The 24,857-nt window shown below is 68.1% G+C and carries 19 protein-coding genes; 9 read left to right on the top strand and 10 right to left on the bottom strand.

Going from position 1 to position 24,857, the window contains the following annotated elements:
- The first annotated feature begins 70 nt into the window (after positions 1-70).
- Both HD596_RS61795 and HD596_RS61800 read left to right on the top strand, forming a co-directional pair.
- Positions 71-532 (top strand): NUDIX domain-containing protein, encoded by a 462-nt coding sequence (locus HD596_RS61795; RefSeq protein WP_185070279.1) that lies wholly within the window; start codon positions 71-73, stop codon positions 530-532.
- A gap of 173 nt (positions 533-705) precedes the next feature.
- The gene (locus HD596_RS61800; protein ID WP_246554525.1) at positions 706-951 is read left to right on the top strand and encodes a hypothetical protein; all 246 of its coding nucleotides are present in this window, start codon (positions 706-708) and stop codon (positions 949-951) included.
- 394 nt (positions 952-1,345) lie between these two features.
- On the opposite strand, the gene HD596_RS17230 is transcribed toward HD596_RS61800, so the two are convergent.
- On the bottom strand, positions 1,346-2,161 hold the full coding sequence (locus HD596_RS17230; RefSeq protein WP_185070281.1) for a class I SAM-dependent methyltransferase: 816 nt from the start codon (positions 2,159-2,161) through the stop codon (positions 1,346-1,348).
- Between the two features lie 88 nt (positions 2,162-2,249).
- On the opposite strand from HD596_RS17230, the gene HD596_RS17235 reads away from it, so the two are divergent.
- Positions 2,250-2,732 carry a GbsR/MarR family transcriptional regulator gene (locus tag HD596_RS17235; RefSeq protein WP_185070283.1) on the top strand — a complete coding sequence of 161 codons (483 nt, stop codon included), beginning with the start codon at positions 2,250-2,252 and terminating at the stop codon, positions 2,730-2,732.
- Between the two features lie 527 nt (positions 2,733-3,259).
- Positions 3,260-4,261 carry an ROK family protein gene (locus HD596_RS17240; protein ID WP_221519370.1) on the top strand — a complete coding sequence of 334 codons (1,002 nt, stop codon included), beginning with the start codon at positions 3,260-3,262 and terminating at the stop codon, positions 4,259-4,261.
- Here the strand turns inward: HD596_RS17240 and HD596_RS17245 are convergent.
- From HD596_RS17245 to HD596_RS17255, 3 genes are read right to left on the bottom strand one after another with little or no spacing between them, the layout of a single operon-like run.
- A complete protein-coding gene (locus HD596_RS17245) occupies positions 4,248-5,090 on the bottom strand; it encodes a LacI family DNA-binding transcriptional regulator (RefSeq protein ID WP_185070287.1) in 843 nt (280 codons plus the stop codon). The genes HD596_RS17240 and HD596_RS17245 overlap by 14 nt on opposite strands.
- Positions 5,087-7,525 (bottom strand): glycoside hydrolase family 2 protein, encoded by a 2,439-nt coding sequence (locus tag HD596_RS17250; protein WP_185070289.1) that lies wholly within the window; start codon positions 7,523-7,525, stop codon positions 5,087-5,089. The genes HD596_RS17245 and HD596_RS17250 overlap by 4 nt, the downstream gene beginning before the upstream one ends.
- 31 nt (positions 7,526-7,556) lie before the next feature.
- The gene (locus tag HD596_RS17255; RefSeq protein ID WP_185070291.1) at positions 7,557-8,720 is read right to left on the bottom strand and encodes an ROK family transcriptional regulator; all 1,164 of its coding nucleotides are present in this window, start codon (positions 8,718-8,720) and stop codon (positions 7,557-7,559) included.
- A gap of 265 nt (positions 8,721-8,985) precedes the next feature.
- On the opposite strand from HD596_RS17255, the gene HD596_RS17260 reads away from it, so the two are divergent.
- The 5 genes from HD596_RS17260 to HD596_RS17280 are packed head-to-tail and all read left to right on the top strand — an operon-like array spanning position 8,986 to position 15,557.
- The gene (locus HD596_RS17260) at positions 8,986-10,545 is read left to right on the top strand and encodes an ABC transporter substrate-binding protein (protein ID WP_221519371.1); all 1,560 of its coding nucleotides are present in this window, start codon (positions 8,986-8,988) and stop codon (positions 10,543-10,545) included.
- A gap of 11 nt (positions 10,546-10,556) precedes the next feature.
- The gene (locus HD596_RS17265; protein WP_185070295.1) at positions 10,557-11,549 is read left to right on the top strand and encodes an ABC transporter permease; all 993 of its coding nucleotides are present in this window, start codon (positions 10,557-10,559) and stop codon (positions 11,547-11,549) included.
- The gene (locus tag HD596_RS17270; RefSeq protein ID WP_185070297.1) at positions 11,546-13,270 is read left to right on the top strand and encodes a dipeptide/oligopeptide/nickel ABC transporter permease/ATP-binding protein; all 1,725 of its coding nucleotides are present in this window, start codon (positions 11,546-11,548) and stop codon (positions 13,268-13,270) included. The genes HD596_RS17265 and HD596_RS17270 overlap by 4 nt, the downstream gene beginning before the upstream one ends.
- Positions 13,267-14,118: an ABC transporter ATP-binding protein gene (locus tag HD596_RS17275; RefSeq protein WP_185070299.1), complete on the top strand. Its 852-nt coding sequence runs from the start codon at positions 13,267-13,269 to the stop codon at positions 14,116-14,118. Before HD596_RS17270 ends, HD596_RS17275 begins: the two co-directional genes overlap by 4 nt.
- A 20-nt stretch (positions 14,119-14,138) precedes the next feature.
- The gene (locus HD596_RS17280) at positions 14,139-15,557 is read left to right on the top strand and encodes a cellulase family glycosylhydrolase (protein WP_221519372.1); all 1,419 of its coding nucleotides are present in this window, start codon (positions 14,139-14,141) and stop codon (positions 15,555-15,557) included.
- Between the two features lie 109 nt (positions 15,558-15,666).
- On the opposite strand, the gene HD596_RS17285 is transcribed toward HD596_RS17280, so the two are convergent.
- The 6 genes from HD596_RS17285 to HD596_RS17310 form a co-directional block, all read right to left on the bottom strand.
- The gene (locus HD596_RS17285; RefSeq protein ID WP_185070304.1) at positions 15,667-17,925 is read right to left on the bottom strand and encodes a glycosyl hydrolase family 95 catalytic domain-containing protein; all 2,259 of its coding nucleotides are present in this window, start codon (positions 17,923-17,925) and stop codon (positions 15,667-15,669) included.
- The gene (locus HD596_RS17290; protein ID WP_185070306.1) at positions 17,922-19,541 is read right to left on the bottom strand and encodes a type 2 periplasmic-binding domain-containing protein; all 1,620 of its coding nucleotides are present in this window, start codon (positions 19,539-19,541) and stop codon (positions 17,922-17,924) included. Before HD596_RS17290 ends, HD596_RS17285 begins: the two co-directional genes overlap by 4 nt.
- Before the next feature lie 34 nt (positions 19,542-19,575).
- A complete protein-coding gene (locus HD596_RS17295; protein WP_185070308.1) occupies positions 19,576-20,454 on the bottom strand; it encodes a carbohydrate ABC transporter permease in 879 nt (292 codons plus the stop codon).
- A gap of 2 nt (positions 20,455-20,456) precedes the next feature.
- Positions 20,457-21,368 (bottom strand): ABC transporter permease, encoded by a 912-nt coding sequence (locus HD596_RS17300; protein WP_185070310.1) that lies wholly within the window; start codon positions 21,366-21,368, stop codon positions 20,457-20,459.
- Positions 21,358-23,694, bottom strand: a complete 2,337-nt coding sequence (locus tag HD596_RS17305) for a glycoside hydrolase family 2 protein (protein WP_185070312.1) — start codon at positions 23,692-23,694, stop codon at positions 21,358-21,360. Before HD596_RS17305 ends, HD596_RS17300 begins: the two co-directional genes overlap by 11 nt.
- Before the next feature lie 122 nt (positions 23,695-23,816).
- Positions 23,817-24,812, bottom strand: a complete 996-nt coding sequence (locus HD596_RS17310) for a LacI family DNA-binding transcriptional regulator (RefSeq protein WP_185070316.1) — start codon at positions 24,810-24,812, stop codon at positions 23,817-23,819.
- Positions 24,813-24,857: the final 45 nt, after the last annotated feature.

Raw genomic sequence — 24,857 nt, forward strand, 5'->3', positions numbered from 1 at the left:
ACACAGCCTTTGATCGACGACCGGGCGGAACTCATCCGACTCCGCCGGGCCGAACCGTAGGATCCATTTCATGCCGATCCCCCGAGCGGTCGCCGTGGTCGTCGACGGTACCCGAGTCCTGGTCATCAAGCGGTTCCTCCGGCGCGACCCCGGCGTCGCCTGCGTCATGTGCGACGCCGCAGGCTGGCGGGGGGCGGCGTGTCCTGGGCACCACTACGCGGTTCTTCCCGGAGGCCATGTGGAGGATGGCGAGTCGCCAGAGTACGCGGCAGTGCGCGAACTCCACGAGGAGACGACTCTCACTGGGACGATCGACCGGCTGCTCTTCGCCAGCTCACACAATGGCCGGCCCGCCTTCTACTTCCTCATGCGCGACGTCAACGGCGCCCCGTTGCTCTCTGGCGAGGAGGCTACGGAACACGGACCGAACAACAGCTTCGAGCTCAGATGGGCGACTGCCGCCGAGTTCGAGCAGCTGAACCTGTACCCCGCGGATGTGCGCGGGCCACTCACGGAGCTACTTCATAGCTGACCCCTTATGCGCCGAGTGTCCTATCCCCGTGACGTTCGCCCAGGTCTTCCCGTACAGCTGCTACGCCGTCGGGGACGTCGAGCAAGTCAAGGACTTCGAGGCTTTCCACGAACGGCAGGTTCGTCCAGGCGAGGGACAAGCAGACGGGTGGACTCGTCTGGCAGATCCCCGTCATGGACGCCGACCCGTCGCTCAAGGCGGCCCAGAAGACTGTGGCGGTCAAAATCCTCAGCCCCACTCAACCGGTCGCCCCGGCTCCCGTCGCGGGGCTGCCGTACACGCCGGTCGAGTTCGAGGGCCTGACCGTCACGCCGTACGTCAACGGTTCCGGGCGACTCGCCTACTCGATCAAGGCGCGGCAGATGCTCGCGCCCCGCACCAACACCAAGTCCAACAACAGCACGGAGGTCGCGGCATGAACACCGGCTACAGCCGGTCACTGTGGCGGAGGCATACCGGCTCCTGAAGGCCGTCTTCAACGCGGCTGTGGAGGAGGGGCTGCATCGATGTCTCCGTGTTGTGGCATTGTCCGGGCGAAGCCGGCAGCAGCCTTATTGACTTGGACGACTTCTGGCTCTTCTTCCAGCGGTTCCCGCAGGCGGAGCGCAGCTCATCGAGCAGACCCAAGGCACGCCGCAGAGCGGGATGCCCTGCAGGAAGTCGGCCGTCCCGTCCACGGGGTCCAGTGCCAGATTTCGCCGGCATCAGGGGCTTTCAGATCTGCCCCATCCAGCCGACTGCATGTGGCGCGTTTCGGGGGGAATGACGCTGGTCGATAACGCGCCGAGCAGTCGCAGTACTGACGTCGGCGCGTTAGAACCGGAACCGCACGATGCGGGTGGACCGTTTCATGCCCGGCAGCAGGTTCATGAGGCGGTACATGCGGCGTATGTTTGCGGGTGCCTTGGCCATCAGCGCCGGTGAGTCGTACATCGGCGCCTCATCGACGTATTCGAGCCGGGGATGCCAATCGGCCAGCGCGGCCGGGTCGTTGAAGCCGCAGTGGAACTGGGCGTCGTATCTGCGCAGCGAGGGGTCCCATTTCGAGGTTCGCCACGCCCAGACCGGCACCGTGTCGAACTGTATCTGGCCGGTGGGGAAGGCGTCGACGACGCCGGTCAGCAGTTGCCGGACGTCGGTCTCGGTCAGGTAGGGCACCAGTCCCTCGGCGATCATCAGCGCCGGTCGGCCGCGGGGGATGCGTTCCAGCCAGGTCAGGTCGGTGACGCTGGAGTCGATCAGGGTGTAGTGCTCGCGCGGCGGCAGGAATTGTTGCCGCAGTTCGATGACGGAGGGATAGTCCAGGTCGTACCAGTCGACGGTGACGGGCGGATCGATCCGGTACACCCGGGCGTCGAGGCCGCAGCCCAGGTGCAGCACCACCGCGTCGGGGTGGTCGGCGAGGAAGCTTCGGGCCCAGTCGTCGTGGGCCTTGGCGCGCACCACGGCGGCGAGGCCCATCTGGCTGGCGCCGAATCTGCGGGTGTCGTAGTCGGGGTCGAGGCGGCGCATCGCCTGCTCAGCGTGTTCGTCGCCGAGGATCGGGTCAGGCAGTCGGTTGTCCAGTGCTTTGGCCCTGAGGACGGGGCTGAGGGTCTTCTGTACTCCAACGAGTTCAGTGTCCTTCACGACAGTGACACTACTCGTATTTCACGAATTTCGTGAAATATATGAATGACTCTAGACTGTTGAGGCCGCGACGAGGAAGGGAGCTTGGGTGACGCGAGCGGACGAGGGTGCCATCGCCGTCTTCCAGGAACGGTTCGCACAGATCATGGTCGAATCCGGCATGCCCCGGATGGCCTCACGCGTGTACGCCGCGCTGCTGGTCACCGACTCCGGCAAGCTGTCTGCCGCCGAGCTCGCCGAGCGACTGGGGGTCGGCGCGTCGGCGATCTCGGGGGCGGTCAAGTACCTGGTGCAGGTGCGGCTGGTCGAGCGCGGCCGCGAACCCGGTGCCCGGCACGACTTCTGCCGGATCCACGAGCACACCTGGAGCCACTTCGTCAGCCAGTCCGACCCGATGCTGGCCCGGGTGCAGGTCGGCGCCGACGAGGGCGTCGCGGTGCTGGGTCTCGACTCTCCTGCCGGGCGGCGGCTGGACGAGACCCGCCGGTTCTTCGCGTTCATACGCGAAGAGGTCAACCAGTCGATGGCGAAGTGGCGGCGGCTCCAGGAGGCCGAACGCGAGGCCGGCTAGACGGCCGGCAAGACTCTTGCCGAGGTAGCCGCCCGGACTTTCGCAGCCGGCGGCCTGGTCGAGCGGCGACCGGTGCGCGATGACGCCCTTGGGCTAATTGCACGTTGGTTGCAGCTGTTGTGACGAGTTCGATCGGGTCCATTCGACGTGGTGTGCCCACGCGGGCACACCAGCGATCTCGTACAACCCATCCAGATGCGAGGATGCCCGGCGACTGGCGAAGCAGCTGTGCAGCGCGAACCACCAACGCTTCGATCATCAGCCCACCGAGCGCATGGCGATCGCGAGAGTGGACAACGGACGCCTGCCGTACGGCTAGCCCGGCATGATTCGGCGAAGCCGGGTTAGCGGGGAAAGTTCGTCGGGATAGCCTTGTCACTCATATGCGCCCACATCCGGTGACTACCACGCCCGCTGCGACCGCGGTCTTCACCACGGTTCTTACCCACGGGCCGATCTCCCGCACAGATATCGCGAAAATCACCGGGCTTTCGTCCGCAGCGGTCACCCAGGTCGCTAGACCGATCTTGGAGGCCGGGTACCTGTACGAGCTCCCGAGCGGCGGCCGCACCGGCGCCCGTCTGGGCCGTCCGGTCGCGCCCTTGGCGGTCCGGGCCGACCGGGAGCACTTCGTCGGCGTGAAGATCACTGAGACCGAGCTGATCGCGGTGCTCACCGATCTTCGTGCTGAGGTTCGGAGCGCGAGGCACCTGCCGCTCGCGACCAAGGACGTGCCCGCCGTGGTGGAGGCCGTGGCCCAGGTCGTGACCGACCTGGCCGGTGGCCGCGAGCGGACACACTGTCTGGGCATCTCGGTCGCCGGCGACGTGGACAAGGCGAGCGGCCTGGTCCGCTACAACCCCTTCCTGGAGTGGCGGGACGTACCACTGGCCGACCTCGCCGCCTCCGCCACCGGGTTGACGGTGACGGTCGAGAACGACGTCAACGCACTGGCCGTGGCCGAACAGTGGTTCGGCGAGGGGGTCGGCGCCACCACGTTCGCCGTCGTGACCGTAGGGGCTGGCATCGGCTGCGGCCTCGTGGTCAACGGCGCCCTGGTCACGGGTGGATACGGTGTCGCGGGCGAGATCGGGCACATTCCGGTCTCGGCCTCCGGACCGGCCTGCTATTGCAGTGGGCGAGGCTGTCTCGAGGCGATCGCCTCCGAGCCTGCGATCGTGAGGCAGGCGCGGGCGGTGACCGGCGATGCGGGGCTCGGCCTTCCCGGAGCCGTCGATCTGGCCCATGCCGGGCATCCGGCTGTCCGGGAGGTCTTCGCGATCGCCGGGCGAGCCATGGGGCGGGGCCTCGCGGCACTGGTGAACCTCGTCGGTCCGGAGAAGGTCGTCGTCACCGGCGAGGGGCTGGCCGCCTACGACCTGTTCGAGGAATACATCAGGGAGACCTTCAACGCGCAGGCCTACGGCGCCGCCGGAAAGTGCCCGCTGGTCATCCGGCCGTTGCCGTTCGAGGAGTGGGCGCGCGGTGCCGCTGCCGTGAGCCTCCAGAGCCTCTTCACCTCGCGATGAGGGCAGATGCGCTGGTTTCCCGGGCGACCAGGGTCGCGGTCGGGCACCATCGTTCCGCCACCGGTGTTCCTGCGATGAGATCCAGCGTCGAATCCGCCACGATCTGCCCGAAGAGGTGGACGTCCAGGCTCATGGCGGTGAGTGCGGGTGAGGTGAGCCGGCACAGGCTGGAGTCGTCCCAGGCGATCAGGCTGAGGTCGTGGGGCACCCGGACACCCAGCTCTTTCGCGGCGTTGAGCCCCGCGACCGCCATCAGGTCGTTGTCGTAGACGATCGCTGTGGGAGGATCCGGCCGGTTCAGCAACATCTCCGTCAGCTTGGCGCCCGACTCCTCCGAATAGTCTCCCTCCTCGACGATCGCTTCGATACCTGCCGCACCCGCGGCCTGGAGCAGTGCCCTGGTGCGGGTCCGGGTGTGGAGCAGGGTGTTCGGACCGCTGATCCGTGCGATCCGGCGATGACCGAGATCATGCAGATGGGAGACGGCTTGGTGAACCGCGCCCTCGTCGTTGGTCCGCACGGTGGGGGCGTCACCGGCCGGTTCGCCCGCCACCACGACGGGTATGCCCAGCTCCCGCAGGGCGGCAGGCCTGGTGTCGTGAACGGCCCTGTTCACCAGCACGACGGCGTCGACGGTGCGGTGGGCGGCCCATCGCCGGTATGCCGCCACTTCCTGTTCGTGCGTGGTCACGATGTGCAGCAGCACGGACCGGTCGTGTTCTGCGAGCCGCTCTTCGATGCCCGCGATGAACTCCATGAAGAACGGCTCGGCGCCCAGGAGCCGGGAAGGTCTTGCCAGGACGAGGCCAACCGCGTCGGCGATGCTCATGTCACCGCACTCAACCCGTTGGCGCTGGTCAGCACCTCTGGGGCGGCCAGTTGATCCGGCCACTCCAGCACCGAACGCGTGCGCACGAGGAAGACGTGCGACGCCCCCGCCGGTAACGACACCAGCATCTCGTCGACCACGGCGTCGGGTATCACCCTGTCTGCCAGCAGGGCGACGTCACGTGCGAAGGAGGTGGCTCGCACCTCGACACGGTAGCCGCCGTCGACAGGCTGAACAGTGCCGGTCAACGGCCGCGGATCGTAGGCGACATCTCGGTCCTCGGCGAACAGATGGCACAGACGCGTGCCCTCGCCTGTCACGACCGTGAGCACCTCCCTGGTCTGGTCATCCGGCTTCAGGAGCTCCCCCGGCAGCTCGACCGGCGCGACCGATCGAGGCGGTACGGCGAGCTCCAGCTGCCGTCCGGCCAGTTCCTCGCCATCGAAGGTCTGGCGGGATGCAGTCGCCACGGTCCGCCATGGCTCGTCATGGTCATTGACGGCGACCAGAACCCAGCGACCGTCTCTGGGCTGGAGGGTCAGCAGGCGGGGCGCGAAGGCGTGCCTGAGGGCGAAGTAGAGCGGCTTGGCCCGCCCCTCGTAATCCACCGCGGACCACGAGATGGCCGGCCAGCAGTCGTTGAGCTGCCACACCAGCGCACCGGCCGTCCGGGGCCACCAGGAGCGGAAGTGCTCGACACCCAGCGCCACCGCTCTTGCCTGATTGAGCTGCGTCGCCCAGTGCCAGTCGGCGAACGTGCCGGGGACGGGCAGGTGCGGGCGCAGCCCCCGATCGAGGTTGTGGTCACCGTTGACGGCCTTCTGGTGCTGCAGGAACACCGGGGAAGCCGGCGTCAGCGGCTCGTCGTGGATCCAGCGGGCCACCGTGGCCGAGGCCGGCGGGCCCTGGAACCCGAACTCAGCGCAGAAGCGGGGAATGTGGTCGCGGTAATGGACGTAGTCCACGACGTTCCACACCGCCCACTCGTGCCGGGTGCCGTGGTCGGGATCGTTGGGCGGCAGGGTGCCGGGGCTGAACGGGCTGCCGGGCGCGTACGGCCGGGTGGGATCCAGCTCGGCCACGATCCCGGGCAGCAGTTCGGTGTAGTAGGCCTGCCCCCAGGTGCGGCCCTCCAGGCTGTCACGCCAGCCGGGCCAGTCGGTGTACGCCACCAGGTTCTCGTTGTTGCCGCACCACAGCGCGAGTGAAGGGTGGCTGGTCAGTCGTGCGACGTTCTCGCGCGCCTCGGCCTCGACCTCGCTCCACAGCGGCTCTTCCTCGGCGTAGAAGGCGCAGGCGAAGGGAAAGTCCTGCCAGACCAGGATGCCGCGTTCGTCGCAGACGTCATAGAAGTCGTCACTCTCGTAGATGCCGCCGCCCCAGACCCGCAGCATGTTCATGTGCGCGCCGACGGCCTGGTCGACGCGCTGGGCGATCCGCTCGCGGGTGATGCGGGTGAGGAAATGGTCGTCGGGGATCCAGTTGGCGCCCTTGGCGAAGATCGGCTTGCCGTTGACGACGAAGGTGAACGGCGTGCCGACCTCGTCCGGTTCGGTGTGCACGGTGATCGTGCGGAACCCGACGCGTCGCCGTACCTCGTCCACGGGGTTGTCGCGGTCCAGCAGGGTGACGGTCAGCTCGTACAGCGGCTGATCGCCGTGGCCGGCCGGCCACCACAGCCGGGCCTGAGGCACGAGCACGGTCAGCACGGCCGATTCCCCGGACGCGGTGGTCCGGGCTTCGTGGCCGCCCACCCTGGCCACCACGGTGTAGGCGTCGTCTCTGGCTCGATCGAGCCGCACGTGTACCTCGACGCGTCCGGTGCCATCCTCGTCCACCGTCACCAGCGGGCGTACCTGCGCCAGACGGGCGCTGTCCCAGCGTTCCAGGCGCACCGGCTTCCAGATGCCCGCCGTCTGCAGATCGGGGCCCCAGTCCCAGCCGAACGAGCAGGCCATCTTGCGGATCGCGTTGTAGGGGTGGGGGTATGCGCGCTGGCGTCGGCCCAGTCTCGCCTCCAGCTCCTCGGCGTGGCGCAGCGCCGAGCGGACGTTGACCACCAGCTCGTTCGCGCCGTCACGCACGAGGCCGGCCACGTCGAAGCGGAAGCCGCGGTGCATGTTGGCGGTATGTCCGAGGAGTTCGCCGTTGAAGTGGACGCTCGCCACCGTGTCGATCCCGTCGAAGACGAGGTCCACCCGCTCGCCCGGGCGGGCGGATGTCGACTGGAAGGTGGTGGAGTAACGCCAGTCGGTGTGATGCATCCAGGAGAGGAGTGTTTCGTTCTGGTCGAGATAGGGATCCGGGATCAGTCCCGCTTCGAGCAGATCGAGGTGTGTGCTGCCCGGTACGCGGGCGTCCACCTCCCGGCCTGCGATGGACTCCGGCACCGGCCCGTCCACGGCGCGCAGCCGCCAGCCCTCAACTAAAGTCACGCACCTTTCTTACGTAGTGAATTAAAGAAAGTCAATGGATCGCCTCCGAGCTCAGATTCTCGGGCAACCGGGCCCCCAGGCTGAGAGGTACCAGCTCCGACTCGAGCACCAGCGCCGCCGCGCCCACAGCCGAGGCCGTGGCGGCCAGCCGGGAGAGCCGCACGTCCACCGCGGGCGACAGTTCCTTCTCTATCACCGGGAGATAGATCGAACCAGCGATGGAGAATCCAGGGCCCGTCAGCACGAGCACCTGGAGATCCATGATCGCGGAGAGCGTCCTGGCCGCCGCCGCGATGTAGCGGGCGGAGCGTTCCAGCAAGGCCAGCGCCCTCGGCTCGCCCCTGCGCGCCGAGCGACTGAGGGCGGCGAAGTCCGCCGCCACCGAAGGCTCTCGCGAGCGGCGCATGGGGACGAGCAGGTCCGCACGGGCCGCCGCGACAACCGCGGCGGGACCGGCCAGCACATCGAGGCAGCCTCGGGCACCGCACCGGCACCTCGGACCGTCCGCTTGGACACAGACATGCGCGAGGTCGCCCGCCTTCCTGCCGGGACCGCGATAGGTGATGCCGTTGATCACCAGGCCCGCGCTGATCCTGGTGCCCAGATAGAGCGCGGCGGCGGCGGAAGCACCCCCGAATCCGCCGGCCCAGTGCTCGCCCAGGGCCGCGGCCGTGGCGTCGTTGTCGAGCACCACGGGCAGACCGGTCGCCTGCTCGAGCGACTCGGAGAGGGGGAATCCCGCATCCGCGAAGACCACCCCGACTCCCAGCACGCGATGGCGCTCCACACCGGCGCTGTCGATCAGCCCGGAGATCTCCCGGGCCATGGCCTCCACCGCGGCGCGTGGCTCTTCCACACCCACTCCCGGCTTGGCCATCCGGGTGACGACGGCGCCGGCGAGATCCGTCAGGACGTAGACCATGCCGCCGTGATCGAGGTGCACGCCGACCGCGTACCTGGCCGAGTGATCCAGTCGCAGCAGGATCCGCCGCTTGCCACCCGTGGATTCCGCGCGGCCGGACTCGACGACCAGGCCCTCCTCGATGAGCTTGCGGACCACGGCAGTGATCGTCGGGCCGGTGAACCCGGTGGCCCCGACCAGGCCGGCCCGGCTGATCGTACCCGCGGCTCGGATGGCGTCCAGGACCACAGCCTTGCTGCTCGCATGCGGCTTGGTCCTGGCTGTTGCGTTCATGGGCCCTCCATCCGCTCGACACTGCGAGGGTACAGGCACTGTTGACTTACTTAAGTTGCTGAGTTAACAATCGGAACCGGCGCGCCGACAATTACATCACCGCTCGAGAGGACTCCGCGTGATGTCGGTGAGGAATGCACTAACCATGAGAACCGGGGCCGGGCTGGCCGCGTTGGCCTTAGCCATCACCGGATGTTCCTCGTCCGGCAGCTCACCGCGAGGATCGACCGGGGCACCGGCGGCCACGGGGGCACCGCCGATACTCGTGATCTACACGGGCGCCACCGGCGACATGCAGGTCAACTTCAATCCCTTCGCCCCGGGCAGCCCGTCGACCGGGCCGATCTACGAGCCCCTCTTCTTCTACAACACCGCTCGGGCCGATCCCCCCCAGCCACGGCTGGGCCAGAAGTTCTCGTGGAACGCCGACGGCACGCAACTGTCGATCACGCTCCGCCAAGGCGTGAAATGGTCCGACGGCCAGCCGTTCACCGCCAGGGACGTGGTCTTCACGCTCGACCTGCTCGCCAAGAACAAGGCGTTGAACACCACCGGCTACCGCGGCAAGGCGACCGCGGTGGACGACACCCACGTATCGGTCACGTTCGACGAGCCGTCGTTCGTGGACGGTCCGCAGCTTCTCGGCCGCATCTACATCGTGCCTGAGCATGTGTGGAAGTCCGTGGCCGACCCCACGACCGCCCAGATGCGCAACCCCGTCGCCACCGGGCCCTACCTTGAGGACGACGTCAAGCCGCAGGCATACACGCTGAAGGCCAACCCGAGCCATTGGGGCGGGGAACCCACGATCAAGCGCGTCCGCGTCCTGTCGCTGTCAGGCAACCAGGCAGGAGCAGCGGCGATCAGGGCCGGCCAGATCGACTGGCAGACCGGTCCCGTGCCGAATGTCAAGAACGCCGAGCAGGCCTACCCCGGCTACAAGGTCATCATCACTCCGGTGAACCAAATGGTGCTGGACACCTGCAGCAACCCGGACCTCGGTTGCAAGGGACCGCAGACCGACCCCGCCGTCCGCCAGGCGATCTACTACGCCGTCAACCGCACCCAGCTCAACGCGCTGGCCTTCGAGAACACCTCCAGCGAGATCTCGCCCAGCCTTGCCCTGCTGGAACGAGACCAGGCGTTCATCTCCGGCCGGCTGCAGAACAAGGTCGCGCCGATGCAGCCCGACGAGGCCAGGGCCCAGCAGATCCTGGAGGGCGCCGGTTACGCCAAGGGGGCCGACGGCATCTACGCCAAGGACGGCAAGCCCTTGCAGCTGACCCTCAAGACCGTCTCCGGCTGGACCGACTACATCACCGCGGTCAACGCGCTTTCCCAGCAGCTCAAGAAGGCCGGCATCAAGGTGACCGCGCAGCAGCTGTCCTTCAACGAATGGTCCGACGCCCGCGGGCGCGGTGACTACCAGCTGATCATCGACTCCCTCTTCCAGGGCCCGGCCGCCGACCCGTTCTACGTCTACAGCTACTTCTACGGCTCCGACACCACCGAGAAGGTCGGCAAGCAGGCCGGCACGAACGTCAGCCGCTTCACCGATCCCCAGGTCGACGCCGCCATCGCCGCGCTCAAGAAGATCGACCCGAAGGACACCGCCGCACGGCAGCCGCAGTTCGACACCATCCAGACCCGCATCGAACAGGCCATGCCGTACATCCCGCTGCTCACCCAGGGCACGATCAGCGTCTACAACGCCACCAAGTTCACCGGCTGGCCGACCAAGGAAGACCTCTACGCCTTCCCGGCCGCCTGGCAGTCGCCGGATAACTCGGAGATCTACCGACGGCTCAAGCCCACCGGGAAATGAGCGCGTGACCGATGCTGTACTACCTGCGCAAGATCGCCTTCTACCTGGTCGCCCTCTGGACGGCGGTGACCCTGAACTTCCTCATCCCCCGCATGATGCCCGGTGACCCGGTCACCATCCTGCTGGCCAAGGCGCAGCAGCGCGGCGGAGTCGACCCCGCCGCGCGCCGCGCTTACGAGCTGATGCTCGGCACCGACACCGGCGAGCCGCTGTTCACCCAGTACCTGCTCTACCTGGGGAACATGGCCCGCGGCGACTTCGGCATATCCGTGAGCTCCTTCCCGGCTCCCGTTTCCGAGGTCATCGCCGCATCGCTGCCCTGGACCGTCGTCCTGGTCGGCCTGGCGACCGTGCTGTCAGTGCTGACCGGCACCGCGCTGGGAGCGCTGGTGGGCTGGCGCCGGGGCACCTGGCTGGACTCGCTGGTGCCCGCGACCACGGTGCTGTCGGCCGTGCCGTACTTCTGGCTGGCCCTCGTCCTGGTCGCCGTCTTCTCCTCCGCGCTCGGCTGGTTCCCGCTGCTGGGTGGTTACGACGTCAACCTCACCCCCGGCTGGAGCGGCGAGTTCCTCGCCTCGGCCGTGTACTACGGCATCCTCCCCGCCGCGACGATCGTGATCTCCTCGATCGGCGGCTGGCTGCTGGGCATGCGCAACATGATGGTCTCGACGATGGCGGAGGACTACGTCCGTACGGCTGTCGCCAAAGGACTGCGCAACCGGCGCATCATGGTCTGGTACGCGGCCCGCAACGCGGCACTGCCCTCCATCGCCGGATTCGCCATCTCGCTGGGGTTCGTGGTGGCCGGCTCGGTCGTCACCGAGCAGGTCTTCTCCTATCCGGGCATCGGCTCCAAGCTCCTGCAGGCTGTGGAGAACAACGACTACGCGCTCATGCAGGGCATCTTCCTGGTCATCACGGTCGCCGTCCTCGGCGCCAACCTGGTGGTCGACCTGCTCTACAGCATCGTCGATCCGCGGACGCGAGCGGGGGCGGCCACATGACGGCAATCAGCCGGCGGGACCCGAAATTCGTGATCGGACTGATCCTGATCGGGGTCATCGCCGCCATCGGCGTGGTCGGACCGCTCCTCGCCGGCGACCCGGACGCGATCAACGACATGGGGCTGACGCCGCCGGGCGGGGAGCACCTGCTGGGCACCACCCAGACCGGCCAGGACGTGCTGTCCCAGATCACCTACGCCACCCGGGGCTCGCTCGTCATCGGCGCGCTCGTGGGCGTCATGGCCACACTGCTGTCGGCGCTCTTCGGCATCGTCGGCGCCTACGCCGGTGGTCTGGTGGACGAGGCCTTCTCGCTGCTGTCCAACGTGATGCTGGTGATCCCCGGACTCCCGCTGGTGATCGTGATCTCCGCTTTCGTCCCGGCGGAGCAACGCGGCTGGTGGACGATCGCGCTGGTGCTCGCGATCACCAGCTGGGCCGGCTCGGCTCGCGTGCTCCGCGCGCAGACGCTGTCGTTGCGCAACAGGGAGTACGTCCTGGCCGCCCGCGTGGCCAAGGAGCGGCCGTGGCGCATCATCGGCGTGGAGATCCTCCCGAACCTCCTGCCCCTGCTGGCCTCCCAGTTCGTGTTCGCGGTCATCGCCGCGATTCTCAGCGAGGCCGGCCTGTCCTTCCTCGGCCTGGGCGCATCCAACTCCGCCACGCTCGGGACCATGCTCTACTACGCGCAGAACGGCTTCGCGCTGCAACTCGGCGCGTGGTGGTGGTTCGCGCCGCCCGGCATCATCATCGCCCTGCTCGGTTGCGGCCTGGCGCTGATCAACTTCAGCATCGACGAGATCGTCAACCCGAAGCTCCGGATTCCGGCCGCCCGCCTGGTGGACACGCCCCGCCAGGAGGCGGGGCGTGTCGACGAGGCCGCCGACGACGCCGTTCTCACCGTGGCCAACCTGTCGGTGACCTACCGGGGCGAACGGCCCGTGCAGGCCGTCAAGGACATCTCGCTGACGGTACGGCGAGGCGAGATCCTGGGCCTGGCGGGCGAGTCGGGCAGCGGCAAGACCACCCTCGCTTATGCGATCAGCCGGCTCCACCGGCCGCCGGCGGAGATCACCTCCGGCACGGTCGCCTTCCACGACCGCGCCGGCACAGCCGTCGACGTCCTCGCCTTGCCGCCGCACGAGCTGCGTACCTTCAGATGGGCGAAGCTCTCCATGGTGTTCCAGGGGGCGATGGACTCGCTCAATCCCGTCATGACCGTCGGCGCCCAGCTGGAGGACGTGCTCACCACCCACCTGCCCCGACTGTCGGCGGCCGAGCGCCGGGCCCGCTGCGCCACGGCGCTGGAGCTGGTCAGGGTGGACCCTAGGCGGCTGCGCTCCTACCCGCACGAGCTCTCCGGAGGCATGCGGCAACGGGTCATGATCGGCATGGCGCTCCTCCTCGAACCCCAGATCATGATCATGGACGAGCCGACGAGCGCCCTCGACGTCGTCGTCCAGCGCGGCATCCTCAAGGAGATCCTGCGCTTGCGGGACGAACTGGGGTTCGCGGTCGTGTTCATCACGCACGACCTCCCCCTCCTCCTGGAGGTGAGCGACAGAATCGCGATCATGCTGCACGGCGAGATCGTCGAGTGCGCGAGCGCCGAGGAGATCCGCAAGCAGCCACGCCACCCCTACACGCGGCGCCTGCTCGGCTCCTTCCCCAGCCTCACCGGCGACCGCGGCGCCTTCGTGCGATCGGGAGGTGCCCGGTGACCACTCTCGAGGTAGCGGACCTGGTCAAGGACTACCGCGTGCGCGGCGACGGCATGCGCCGTACGCGGCTGCGGGCGGTGGACCATGTCTCCTTCACGCTCACACCCGGCCGCACCACCGCACTCGTCGGCGAGTCGGGCTCGGGCAAATCCACGGTCGCCAGGATCATCGCCCGCCTGGAGCGACCCACGTCCGGCACGGTCGTCCTGAACGGCGCAGGCAGCGGCGACTACCGCGACCACGTGCAGATGGTGTTCCAGGACCCCTTCGCCTCGCTCAACCCCTTCCACACCGTCGAACACCACCTGGCCCGGCCGCTGAGACTGCACGGCCGGGCGCGGACACGGGCCGAGACCCGGCAGGAGGTCGCGCGGTTGCTGGAGCGCGTGAACCTGCCGGCGGAGGAGCTGGCGCAGCGCCGCCCCCACGAGCTTTCCGGCGGGCAACGCCAGCGGGTGGCCATCGCCCGCGCCCTCGCACCCGGCGCGAAGGTGATCGTGGCCGACGAGCCGGTGTCCATGCTGGACGTGTCCATCCGGCTCGACGTGCTCAACCTGCTGGCCCGGCTGCAGGAGGAGGAGGATCTCGCCATCCTCTACATCACCCATGACCTGGCCACCGCGCGGCACTTCGCCGACGACATCCTCGTGCTCTACCGAGGGCGGGTCGTGGAGCGGGGGCCGGCCGATGAGGTGATCCTCGATCCGCGCCACCCTTACACCAAGTTGCTGGCCGCCGCCTCACCCGACCCGGACGCGCGCGGCCGCACCTTCGATTTCGACCCGGCGGACGTGGTCGCCGCCGGCTCCGCACCGCCGTACGACCACAGAGAGGACACCCCCCGATGAAAGTTCGCACGATCTTATCCGTGGTGGCGACTGCCGCCCTCACGGTCGCCGGGCTCGTCACCGGTCCGGCGGCGACGGCCGCCACCGGCTGCACGGCCAAGTACACCGTCACCGGCCAATGGGGAAGTGGATTCGGAGCCGAAGTCTCCTTCACCAACCTGGGTGACCGCCTGACAACGTGGACTCTGGAGTTCGACTTCCCCGCCGCCGGCCAGCGCGTCAGTCAGGGCTGGAGTGCCGACTGGTCCCAGTCCGGCACCCACGTCACCGCCAAGAGCCTGAGCTGGAACAGCGAGGTTGCGACCAAGGGCTCGGTGGGCCTCGGCTTCAACGGTTCGTGGAGCGATGCCAATCCCGTGCCCGCCTCGATCTCCGTCAACGGGGTGAAGTGCGACGGCACCATCATCGATCCGCCCAAGACGCCGGCTCCGCAGCTGCGCGTCCAGGGCAACAAGATCGTCACTGCGCAGGGCAAGCCGTACCGGCTGCTGGGCGTGGACCGCTCGAGCGGCGAGTTCGCCTGCGTGCAGGGCAAGGGGATGTGGGACGGCGGGCCGGTCGACCAGACCTCCGTCAACGCGATGAAGGCCTGGAACATCCACGCCCTCCGCATCCCGCTGAACGAGGAGTGCTGGCTCGGCACCAACGGTTCGCCCAGCGGCGCCGCATACCAGCAGCAGGTCAAGGACTACGTGAACCTCCTGGTCGCCAACGGCATCACGCCCATCCTCGACCTCCACTGGACCTGGGGAGAGTTCACCGGCGTCGACTGGGCGTGCAAGGACGTGACCGCGACCTGCCAGAAGCCGATCCCGTCCGCTCGCAACGCCCCGCGGTTCTGGACCGGCGTGGCCAACGCCTTCAAGGGCAACAACGCGGTGGTCTTCGACCTGTTCAACGAGCCGTGGCCGGAATTCGGCACCGTCGACAGAGAGGCGGGCTGGCGGTGCCTGCGCGACGGAGGCACCTGCGCCGGCTTCAGCTATGAGGTCGCGGGCATGCAGAGCATGCTCGACGCCGTCCGATCGACCGGAGCCACGAACATCGTCATGGTCGGCGGGCTCGAGTGGACCAACGACCTTCGCGAGTGGACGCAGTACAAGCCGCACGACCCCACCGGCAACCTGGTCGCCTCCTGGCACTCCTACAGCTTCAACCGGTGTGCCGCCGTCGACTGCTGGAACACGGAGATAGCCCCGCTCGCGGCGCAGGTGCCCGTGGTGATCGGCGAGATGGGCGCGGACAACTGCGGCTACGACTACGTCGACGCGCTCACCAAGTGGGCCGACACGCACGGCCTGTCGTACCTCGCCTGGACCTGGAACCCGTGGGGCTGCACCCAAGGAGGTGTGCTCATCAAGGACTGGAACGGAACGCCTGAGCCGGGAATCGGCGAGGGGTACAAGGCGCACCTGCTGACCCAGGATCCCTACGCCTGATCATGGGTGCCGGCCGGCTGGGCCTCGGCTGACGTGCCGAGGCCCAGCCTTTGGCGGCGGGAGGCGAGCACGGCGGCGTATGCCGCCGGCATCGCGATCGCGCGCGCGTTCACAGGGAACGTTCGGGGAGGAGCGTGTAGCGGGTGAGCGCGGTCGCGTCCCAGGCCATGCGCCGGCGCCCCGCGAGCGCGCCGGAGACCTCCCGGGCCGGGACGGCTCGCTCGCCGCAAGTGACGGTCAGCGGCGGAGTGTCGCCGGGTACCTCGACGACGAGCCGTCCGTCCGACCCGGCGGTGATCGCCGCCGACGTGAGCATGCCCGCGGACCAGGCCACGGAGGCGGTGTACCCGCCGCGGCAGCGGATGCCGCGCACCGACCCCGTGTCCCAGCTCCCCGGCAGCGTCTTCAGCAGGCTGACCGCGCCTTCGTGGCTCTGCACGAGCAACTCGGTCATCCCCGCGACAGCGCCGAAGTTGCCGTCGATCTGGAAGATGTAGCCCGACGGCCGGCCGCCGTGGGGATGCAGGTCCAGCAGCGAGACGGAGCCCAGCTCGTCGAGCAGGATCGCGATCGAGCGCTCGGCCAGTTCCGGGTCGCGCAGCCGGGCGGCCAGGCACAGGATCCACGCCTGGCTCCAGCCGGTGTGTCCACTGCCGTGCTGCAGCCGGGTGGCCAGCGCCTGCCGTACCGCCTCGAAGTCGTCCGGCGTCCCCGACTCGGTGATCCGGGTGCCGGGGTAGAGGCCGTAGAGGTGGGACAGGTGGCGGTGGCCGGGCTCCTGGGAGGGCCGCCGGTCATACCACTCCAGCAGCTCGCCGTCGATCGCGACCGGGCGCAGCTGTGACAGCGCCTTCCCCGCGCGTACGGCGAGCTCGTCGTCGGCCAGCGAGCAGTAACGGGTCAGGACCTCGCGGACGAGCTCCTGGTCCATGGCCGCGCCCGCCGAGATGGCCGCCGGATTGCCGGCCTCGGTGAGGAAATGGTGTTCCGGCGAGGTCGACGGGCTCATCACCAGCTTGCCCTGGGCGTCGGGCACCAGCAAGGCCAGCGCGAAGGAGGTGACGCTGCGCAGAGCGGGCAGGAGCAGCTCGGGTGCTCCGCCGTACTCGAGGTGGTCCCAGAGGTGGGCGGTGAGCCAGAGCAGGCCGGAGGACCAGTTGGCCCACTGCGGCTCGCCGTTGACCGGGGCGCTGAAGCGCCACAGGTCGGTGTTGTGGTGAGTGGTGGATCCGGCGGCGCCGTAGTAGTGCCGGGCCGCGTCCTGGCCGGTATCGAGCAGGCCGCCGATCAGCTCGAACAGCGGCTGGTGCAGGTCGGGCAGGCCGGCGGGCTCGGCGGGCCAGTAGTTCATCTGGACGTTGATGTTGGTGGTGTAGTTGCTGCTCCAGCCGGGCCGCACGTCGGCGTTCCAGATGCCCTGCAGGTTGGCGGGCTGGGTGCCGGGACGGGAGCTGGAGATCAGCAGGTAGCGGCCGAAGTGGTAGTAGAGCTCGGCGCGCTCGTCGGGCAGCGACAGGTCGACCCGGTCGAAGTAGCCGCGGTAGTCGGCCTCGTGCTCGGCCAGCAGCTCCGCCGTGCTCCGGGACAGTGCCGCCTCGACCTGCGCGCGTGCCCGGCGGGCCAGCTCGGCGGTGTCGGCGCTGGGCCGTACGGCATGGCCGCGGAAGCCGTCGGCGGCCGCGGCGACCATCCGCACCTCGCCGGATCCGGTGCCCTGGACCGCGATGACGACGGCGAAGCCCATGCCGGCGGCCACCGTGCCGTCGCGGTCGGGCGCATCCGCGCCGTAGACGACGGCGGGCTCCCGGTTGATGTAGTCAGGCAGCACGTTCGCGGGCGCCCGGCCGGTGATGGTAAGCCACTCTCCGTCGCGGATCACCTCGACCGGGTGCGGTGAGGTGAACTCGGGCAGTTCGAGCGGCCCGCGAGCCGACGCGACCAGCACCCCGGCGGGGGCGGAGACGAAGCTGGTCAGTAGACCGTTCACCGTGGTCACCGCACGGGCGAGGTCGAGCTCTCGGCGGTAGCCGGAGGGCTCACCGGCGGCGGTATGGCGCCACTCGATGAAGCCCAGCGGCTGGTAGGCCTGGGTCCAGCCGCCGGACTGCATCCGGCGGCCCAGCTCGTCCGCGCGCTCGAAGTCGCCCGCGGCGATCGCGGCACGCAGCTCTGGCAGCAGCCCGGCAGGAGAAGGACCCTCCGGGGGCGGCTGGGGACCGCCCGACCAGAAGGTGTCGAGGTTGAGGTCGAAGCGCTCCACCTCCGGCCTGCCGTACGCCATCGCGCCCAACCGGCCGTTGCCGAGCGGGAAACCGTCGTGGAAGTGGGCGGCGGGTGTGGAGAGCCGGAGGAGATGTCTGGTCGTCACAGCGCGTCGTATGCCTTCTGCTGGATCTGGAGGTAGCGGGTCACGCCCAGGCCGTTGAGCCCGTCGAGGAAAGCCTGCCAGGCGGCGTCGTCGTTGATGTTCTTCTGGCCCGTGACGAACTGCAGGCTGGACTGGTTGACGTAGTTGTCGATGTTGGTCTGCAGGGTGGCCAGCTCGCCTGCCTGCTCCGGTGCGATCTTGATGTGCCAGACCGGGAAGATCTGGTCCTTGGGTTCCTTGCCCGCGTACAGCTCGGTGGCCTTGAAGAGGCGGCGCTCGTAGCCCGCCTGGTCGTAGATGTGCGTCGATGCCACCTGGGCGTTGCGGAACTCCTTGGTGCTGTTGTACTGCGCCGCCGGCCCCCAGCCGCCCTCCACCCCCTCGGGCTGCGTCAGTGTCTTGAACGACGGCTTGAGGCTCTCGTCGAGCGCGACGTCGCCGGGGCTCGCCTTCTCCCAGCCGACACCCTCCTCGCCGAACTCGCCATACCGGTGTCCCTCCTCGGTGAAGATGTAGTCCAGCATCTTGATCGCGGCGATCTGGGTCGCCTCACTCGCCTTGGAGGTGATGACGAAGGTGCCGCCGGGCTGGCTGGGCAGCGTGTAGGTGGCGTACTGCGTGCCTGACGGGCCGGTCAGCGGAGCCACGGCGTCGTAGTCCCTGTCGCGGCGGTCCTTCTGGCCGATGGTGACCAGTTGGGCCGGATGCATAACCGTCGCCGAGCCGACGATGGCCGCCCCTGCCTTGTCGCCCTTGGCCTTCATCGCGTCCCCGTTCTGGGTGAAGGCCGCCTGGTCGATCAGGCCGTCCTTGTACAGCCCCGCGATGTAGCGCAGGCCCTCGCGCCAGCCGGGCTGCATGGGCTGCAGTTGCACCTTGCCGGCGTTGACCGCCAGCGTGGAGCCGTAGTCGGGGCTGCCCTGCGGGTCGTAGATGAAGGCGTTCATGAGGTACGGCAGGAGCGGGTTGGCGGTGCTCGCGCTCATCGGGATCTCATCGGCCTTGCCGTTGCCGTTGGGATCCTTGGTCTTGAACGCCTGCAGCACCTCGCGCAGCTCGTCGGGGGTGGTGGGCTGTTTGAGTCCGAGCTTCTTCAGCCAGGCCGAGTTCATCCAGAGCTTGGCGGCATAGGAGCAGTGGAAACAGTCGTTCCACTGCGGCATGCCGTAGATCTTCCCGTCGGGCGCGGTCGCCAGCCGCTTGAAGTCGGGAATCGAGTCCAGCGTCTTCTTGACGTTGGGGGCGTATTTGTCGATCAGGTCGTTGAGCGGCACGACCACGCCCTGCTTGCCCAGGCGGATCAGCTCGGACTGGGTGAACCCGTCGACCCACGGGATGAGCATGTAGACGTCGGGGAGATCGCCGCTGGCCAGCGAGATCTGGCGCTTCTCCTTGGCCGAGGCGCTGTCCCAGGTGGTGGTCTCGAAGGTGAGGGTCACCCCGAGCTTCTGCTCAAGGCGCTTGGTGAACGGGCTTTTGCTCAGGTGCTGGTCGGCGTTCTGCTGGGCGAAGATCTTGATGGTGCTTGCCTTCTGCTCCTGCTTGGGTTCCTCGGCGGAGCAGGCGACGAGGGCGAGGAAACCGGCGGTGAGTGCTGCGACGACTCGGACGGACATGGCGATACCTCGATGTCTGTGGGTGGGGGGTGAGTCAGCCCTTGACGGAGCCGATCATGAGGCCCTTGGTGAAGTGCCGGGCGACAAAGGGGTAGATGAGGAGCACGGGTACGGTCGAGATCACGATGAGCGAGTATTTGAGCAGATCGGCGAGTTGCTGGCGCTCCATGGCGGTGGCGACGTCCATGCCGTTGCTCTGGGTGTTGAGGATGAGGATGTTGCGGAGCACGAGCTGCAACGGATAGAGGTCGTCGCTCTTGAGATAGAGCAGGGCGTCGAAGTAGGAGTTCCACTGGCTGATCGCGTAGACCAGCGCGATCACCGCGATCATGGGCTTGGCCAGGGGCAGCACGATCGACCAGAGAACCCGGAAGTGGCTCGCGCCGTCGATCTCGGCGGCCTCGAACAGCTCGCGGGGGATGGAGTGGCGCAGGTAGGTGCGCGCGATGATCACCTGCCAGACGGCGATCGCGTTGGGGACGATCAGCGCCCACCGCGTGTCGATCATGCCGAGAGACTTGACGACCAGGTAGGTGGGGATGAGGCCGCCGCCGAACAGCATTGTGAAGACGATCAGCCGGGTGAGGAGCCCGCCTCCGACGAAATCCCTGCGGGACAGCGGATAGGCCAGCATGAGCGTGAGGCTGACGCTGACGAACGTCCCCACGGCCGTGTAGAAGAGCGAGTTGCCGAAACCGACGAGGATCTGCGGATCGGACAGTGCCACCTGGAAGCCGCGCAAGGTGAAGTCCACCGGCCAGAAGGTGACCCGGCCGGAGCTGACCGCGTTCGGATCGCTGAGGGAACTGGCCACGATGTAGAGCAGCGGCAGCAGCACGACCGCCAGGAAGGTGGCGAGCAGCACGTAGACGCCGACCATGAACAGCCGGTCCGTCCGCGATTCCCTGACCATGGTTACCAGAGCCCCGATCCGGAGACGCGCTTGGCGACCCTGTTCACGACGATGAGCAGGACGAGGTTGACGGCGGAGTTGAACAGGCCGACCGCGGTGGCCTGGCTGAAGTCGGCGTTGAGCAGGCCGGTCTTGTAGGTGTAGGTGGCGATGATCTCCGACTTGCTCAGGTTCAGCGGGTTCTGCAGCAGGAACGCCTTCTCGAAGCCGACCGCCATGATGTTGCCGACGCCGAGGATCAGGATGATGGCCGCGGTCGGCATGATGCCCGGCAGGTCGACGTGGATGATCTTCTGCAGGCGGGAGGCGCCGTCCACCCGGGCGGCTTCGTACAGCCCGGGATCGACTCCGGACAGCGCGGCCATGTAGACGACGGCGGAGTAACCGGCGGTCTGCCAGATGTCGCTCCACACGTAGATGTGCCGGAAGTAGTCAGGATTGCCGAGGAAGTCGATCGAGGGGATGCCGAACAGCCCCAGCGCGTCATTGGCGAGCCCGACACTGGGCGACAGGATGAGGATCGTCATGGAGACGACCACGACCGTCGAGATGAAGTACGGCGCGTAGGTGACCAGCTGCACGGTCCGCTGGAAGAACCCGCGCCGGACCTCGTTGAGCGCCAGCGCCAGGATGATCGGGATCGGGAAGCTGGCGAGGAGGAAGTAGGCCGACAGGATGAAGGTGTTGCTGACCAGCGTCCAGAAGACCGGGTTGTCGAAGAAGGCGCGGAAGTGCCGGAAGCCGACCCACTCGCTGCCCCAGATGCCGTCCAGGACGCTGTAGTCCTTGAAGGCGATGACCGCGTTGGCCATCGGGATGTACTTGAAGATCGCGAAATAGGCCACCGGCACCGCGACGAGCAGGTAGAGCTGCCAGTTCCGGCGAATGCGCCGCAGGCGCGTGCTAGTGGCCATACACCCTCACCTCGATCAGTTCCGCCGGCCCGGCGGGGAAGCGCACCCACACCTCGTGGGCGAGCAGGGCGTCCAGCTCCACGCGGGCCGGGCCGCCTCCGGTCAGACCGGCCGCCACCTGGGCGCCGTCGTCGGTTTCGATGACGAACGGTACGTCGGCCCCCTCACCGAACCGGACTTCGATCCGCCGTAGCCGCCACGCGCCCTCCAGGTCGACGCGGACCCACTCGCCGCTCCAGCCGTGCTCGGTGCTGTAGTCGGTGACGTTATGAGCGGGTGATCCGCTGCTGAACACCGGCCGGTTGGCCGACAGCAGCCGCTCGCTGCCGGGCCGGTAGCGCCGGCTCGGCGGCCCAGAGGGCAGTTTGCGCGGCTGACCGGTCCACTCGGGGCCACCGGTCGCCAGGATCGTGAGGGTGGCGGGCTCCAGACCCTCGGCGCTCGCGCGCAGGACGTTGACCCCGGCATAGTGGGAGCGGAACTCGATCGCCCCGATCCCGTCCACGACGGGCAGCTCGATCGAGGTGCCGGTCGGGAAGAGGCCGCCGCCCTCCAAGACCTCGATGGTCACCGTGCGTTCGTCGGAGATGACCGTGCCGCTCTCGTCGACGAGTTCGACCCGGAGGTAGGCGTCGTCGGTGCCGTCCGTGCCGATCGTCTCGGTGTCGGAGCTCAGTCGTAAGGCTCGCGCGGTGCCCTCGCGCGGCCAGACGGGGGGCTCGATGCCGCGCAGCTTGTTGCGGTACCAGTAGTAGGAGCGCAGCGGCACGCGGAAGTAGTCGATGAAGCCCATCCGGCTCATGTCGGTGATGATGCTGCCGTGGTGGAAGGCGCACCACAGCGCGATCCCTGCCCGCCAGGGGTGCTCGATCTCGACGCCGTCGGTGTAGCGCGGGCCGTAGACGCCGGGCCGGTCCTCGATGGCGCTGCCGTACTCGGTGACCAGGCTGGGCCAGGGCGGCTGGTGGAAGAGGGCCGCGCCGTCGCCGTTGTAGCCGGCCAGGTCGCCGAGCTGGTCGAAGCCGCCTCGCTGCGCGCCGCCGACCGCGGCGGGCCTGGTCGGGTCAAGCTGGTGAGCCAGGTCCACCAGGCGGGTGATGAGCTTCTTGGCCTCCGGCATCACCTCCGCGTCGGTGAAGAAGGGCTCGTTGCTGACGCTCCAGACGATGATGCTGGGGTGGTTGCGGTTGACGCGGATCATCTCGGTGAGCGCGCGCAGGCAGCTCTCCTCGAACTCGGCGCGGTCCTCCTCGTGCGGCGGGTAGGCGCTGGCGTTCCAGTAGCCCTCCGCGTCGTGGCCGCCGACGCCCCAGAAGTGCAGCTCCGACCAGAACAGCAGGCCCTGCCGGTCGCATTCGGCGGCGAACTGCTCGTGATGCGGGTAGTGGGAGCCGCGGATGAAGTTCATGCCGCACTCCTTGATCATCGCGACGTCGCGGCGGATGCCGGCGTGGCTGACCGCGTCGCTCCAGCCGGCGTGGTCCTGGTGGACGTTGGCGCCGTTGATGAGGTAGTGCTCGCCGTTGAGGAAGAAGCCGCCGTCGGTGGTGAACTCGACGGTCCTGAACCCGAAGGTCGTGCTCGCCTGCTCACCGTTGCTCAGCCGCTGGTCGAGCTGGTAGAGGACCGGGGTGGCAGGGTGCCACTGCCGGACTTCGTCGAGCAGCAGCTGCGTCCGGTGGGTAGTGGCCTCGCCCGCTTCCAGGCTGATGTGAGCGCTAACAGTCGCTAGCTCGATGCCGTCCAGGCTCACCACGGCGTCGAGTTGCCCCTCGAAGGGGGTGTCCCCGTCGTTGACGAGTTCGGTGGCGATTTCGACGCGGTTGCCGTCGGTGGTGACCGCCGTGCCGTACCAGGCGAAGCGGGCCTTCTCACTGACGATCAGCGACACGTCGCGGTAGATCCCGCCGTTGAAGACGTGCTCTCCCGCCCGCGGCGCCAGGCGCGGGTTCCACTCGTTGCTCACCCGTACGGTGAGCTGGTTGATCCCGGGCCGGACCGCCTCGGAGACGTCCATCTCGAAAGCGGTGTAGCCGCCCAGGTGCCGGCCGACGTGGTGGCCGTTGACGTAGACGTCGGCGTCCTGGAACACGCCCTGGAACTCCAGGGCGACGCGCTTGTCCGGGTGCTCGACGACGAAGTCCCGCCGGTAGACGCCACGACCCACATAAAAGCCGGCTTCCATGAAGTACGGCTGGCCGAAGGAGTGCGGCAGGCCGACGTCGTACCAGTCGCTGTCGTCATAGCCGGGCTCGGTGGCGCCGGACGGGTCTCCGTAGGTGAACTTCCATGACCGGTTGATCAGGCTCTTGCAGGTGGAAGGCACGATGGCGCGCTCTCGGGGAGAAGGGGACGTGAACGTTCACGACACGGCCGTGAACGCTCACGACATCTGTTGGAAACGTCACGCTACGGAGCGGGGTGGCTCCATGTCAATGGGGAACTTCGTCAGGCGGATTCGCGCCAGATCAGCCACGGGTTGACAACCCGTCGCATAGGCGGAAGCGGAGCGAAGTCGGCCGCGGCGAGCTCTTCGGCGATGTCCAGCGCGGCGTTCACCACGGCCTCACGCCCCATCGACAACGTCGTCAGCCGCGGGAGCACCGCTTCGCCCAGGCTCAGCCCGTCTATCCCGCAGATCCTGACCCGCCCAGGCACCTCGATGCCGAGCGCGTGCGAGGCCTGCACGGCGCCGATGGCCATGAGGTCGTTGTAGACGAGCACGCCATCCACCTCAGGATGGGCGGCCACGAGCTCGGCGAAGGCCTTCCCGCCACCGGCCAGCGACTCGTCCCCGACCGTGATCATTCGTGCCGACTCGGCGCCCGCCAACTCCTCGAACCACTCCCGCCGGAGCGAGGGATGGTAGGTCGGCGAGTCCCGCAGGGTGAAGTCGGAATCGATCATCCCGAGGTGCCGTACGCCCCTGGCTCGCAGCGCCTCGATCGCATGCCGTACACCCTCACGCAGATCGATCTCCACCGAGTGCATGCCGGACCGGTCCATCAGGCGATCCACCATGACCAGCGGAACTCCCCGGCAGACCTGCGCGAGGTCGTCGTCCGGCAGGAAGAAGTGGCCCATGAACAAGTCCACCTCTCCTGCCAGCATCTCCATGGCCGCCGACTCCTCCTCCGTCTCCGTCGAGGCCATCAGCACATGCCAGCCCCGAGCCGCGGCTGCGTTGAGCAGGTCCCCGGCGATCTCGGTGTAGTACGGATTGCGGAACGAGGCGACCAGATAGCCGATCGCGCGGGTCTTCTTCCTGGCGACGAGATTGCGGGCGAACCGGCTCGGCCGGTAGCCGAGGCGCTCGCACGCCTCCAGGACACGCTGTTTCGTCTGCTCGTTGATCTCTCCCATTCCGTTGATCGCGCGGGTCACGGTCTGCCGGGAAACCCCTGCAGCCTGGGCCACATCGTTGATCGTCACACGCTTCGCCATCGCCATCCTCAGGTCCGTTCTGAAGCTGATCGTAGTGACGAGCCG

Source organism: Nonomuraea jabiensis (assembly GCF_014204795.1).
Classification (GTDB): domain Bacteria; phylum Actinomycetota; class Actinomycetes; order Streptosporangiales; family Streptosporangiaceae; genus Nonomuraea; species Nonomuraea jabiensis.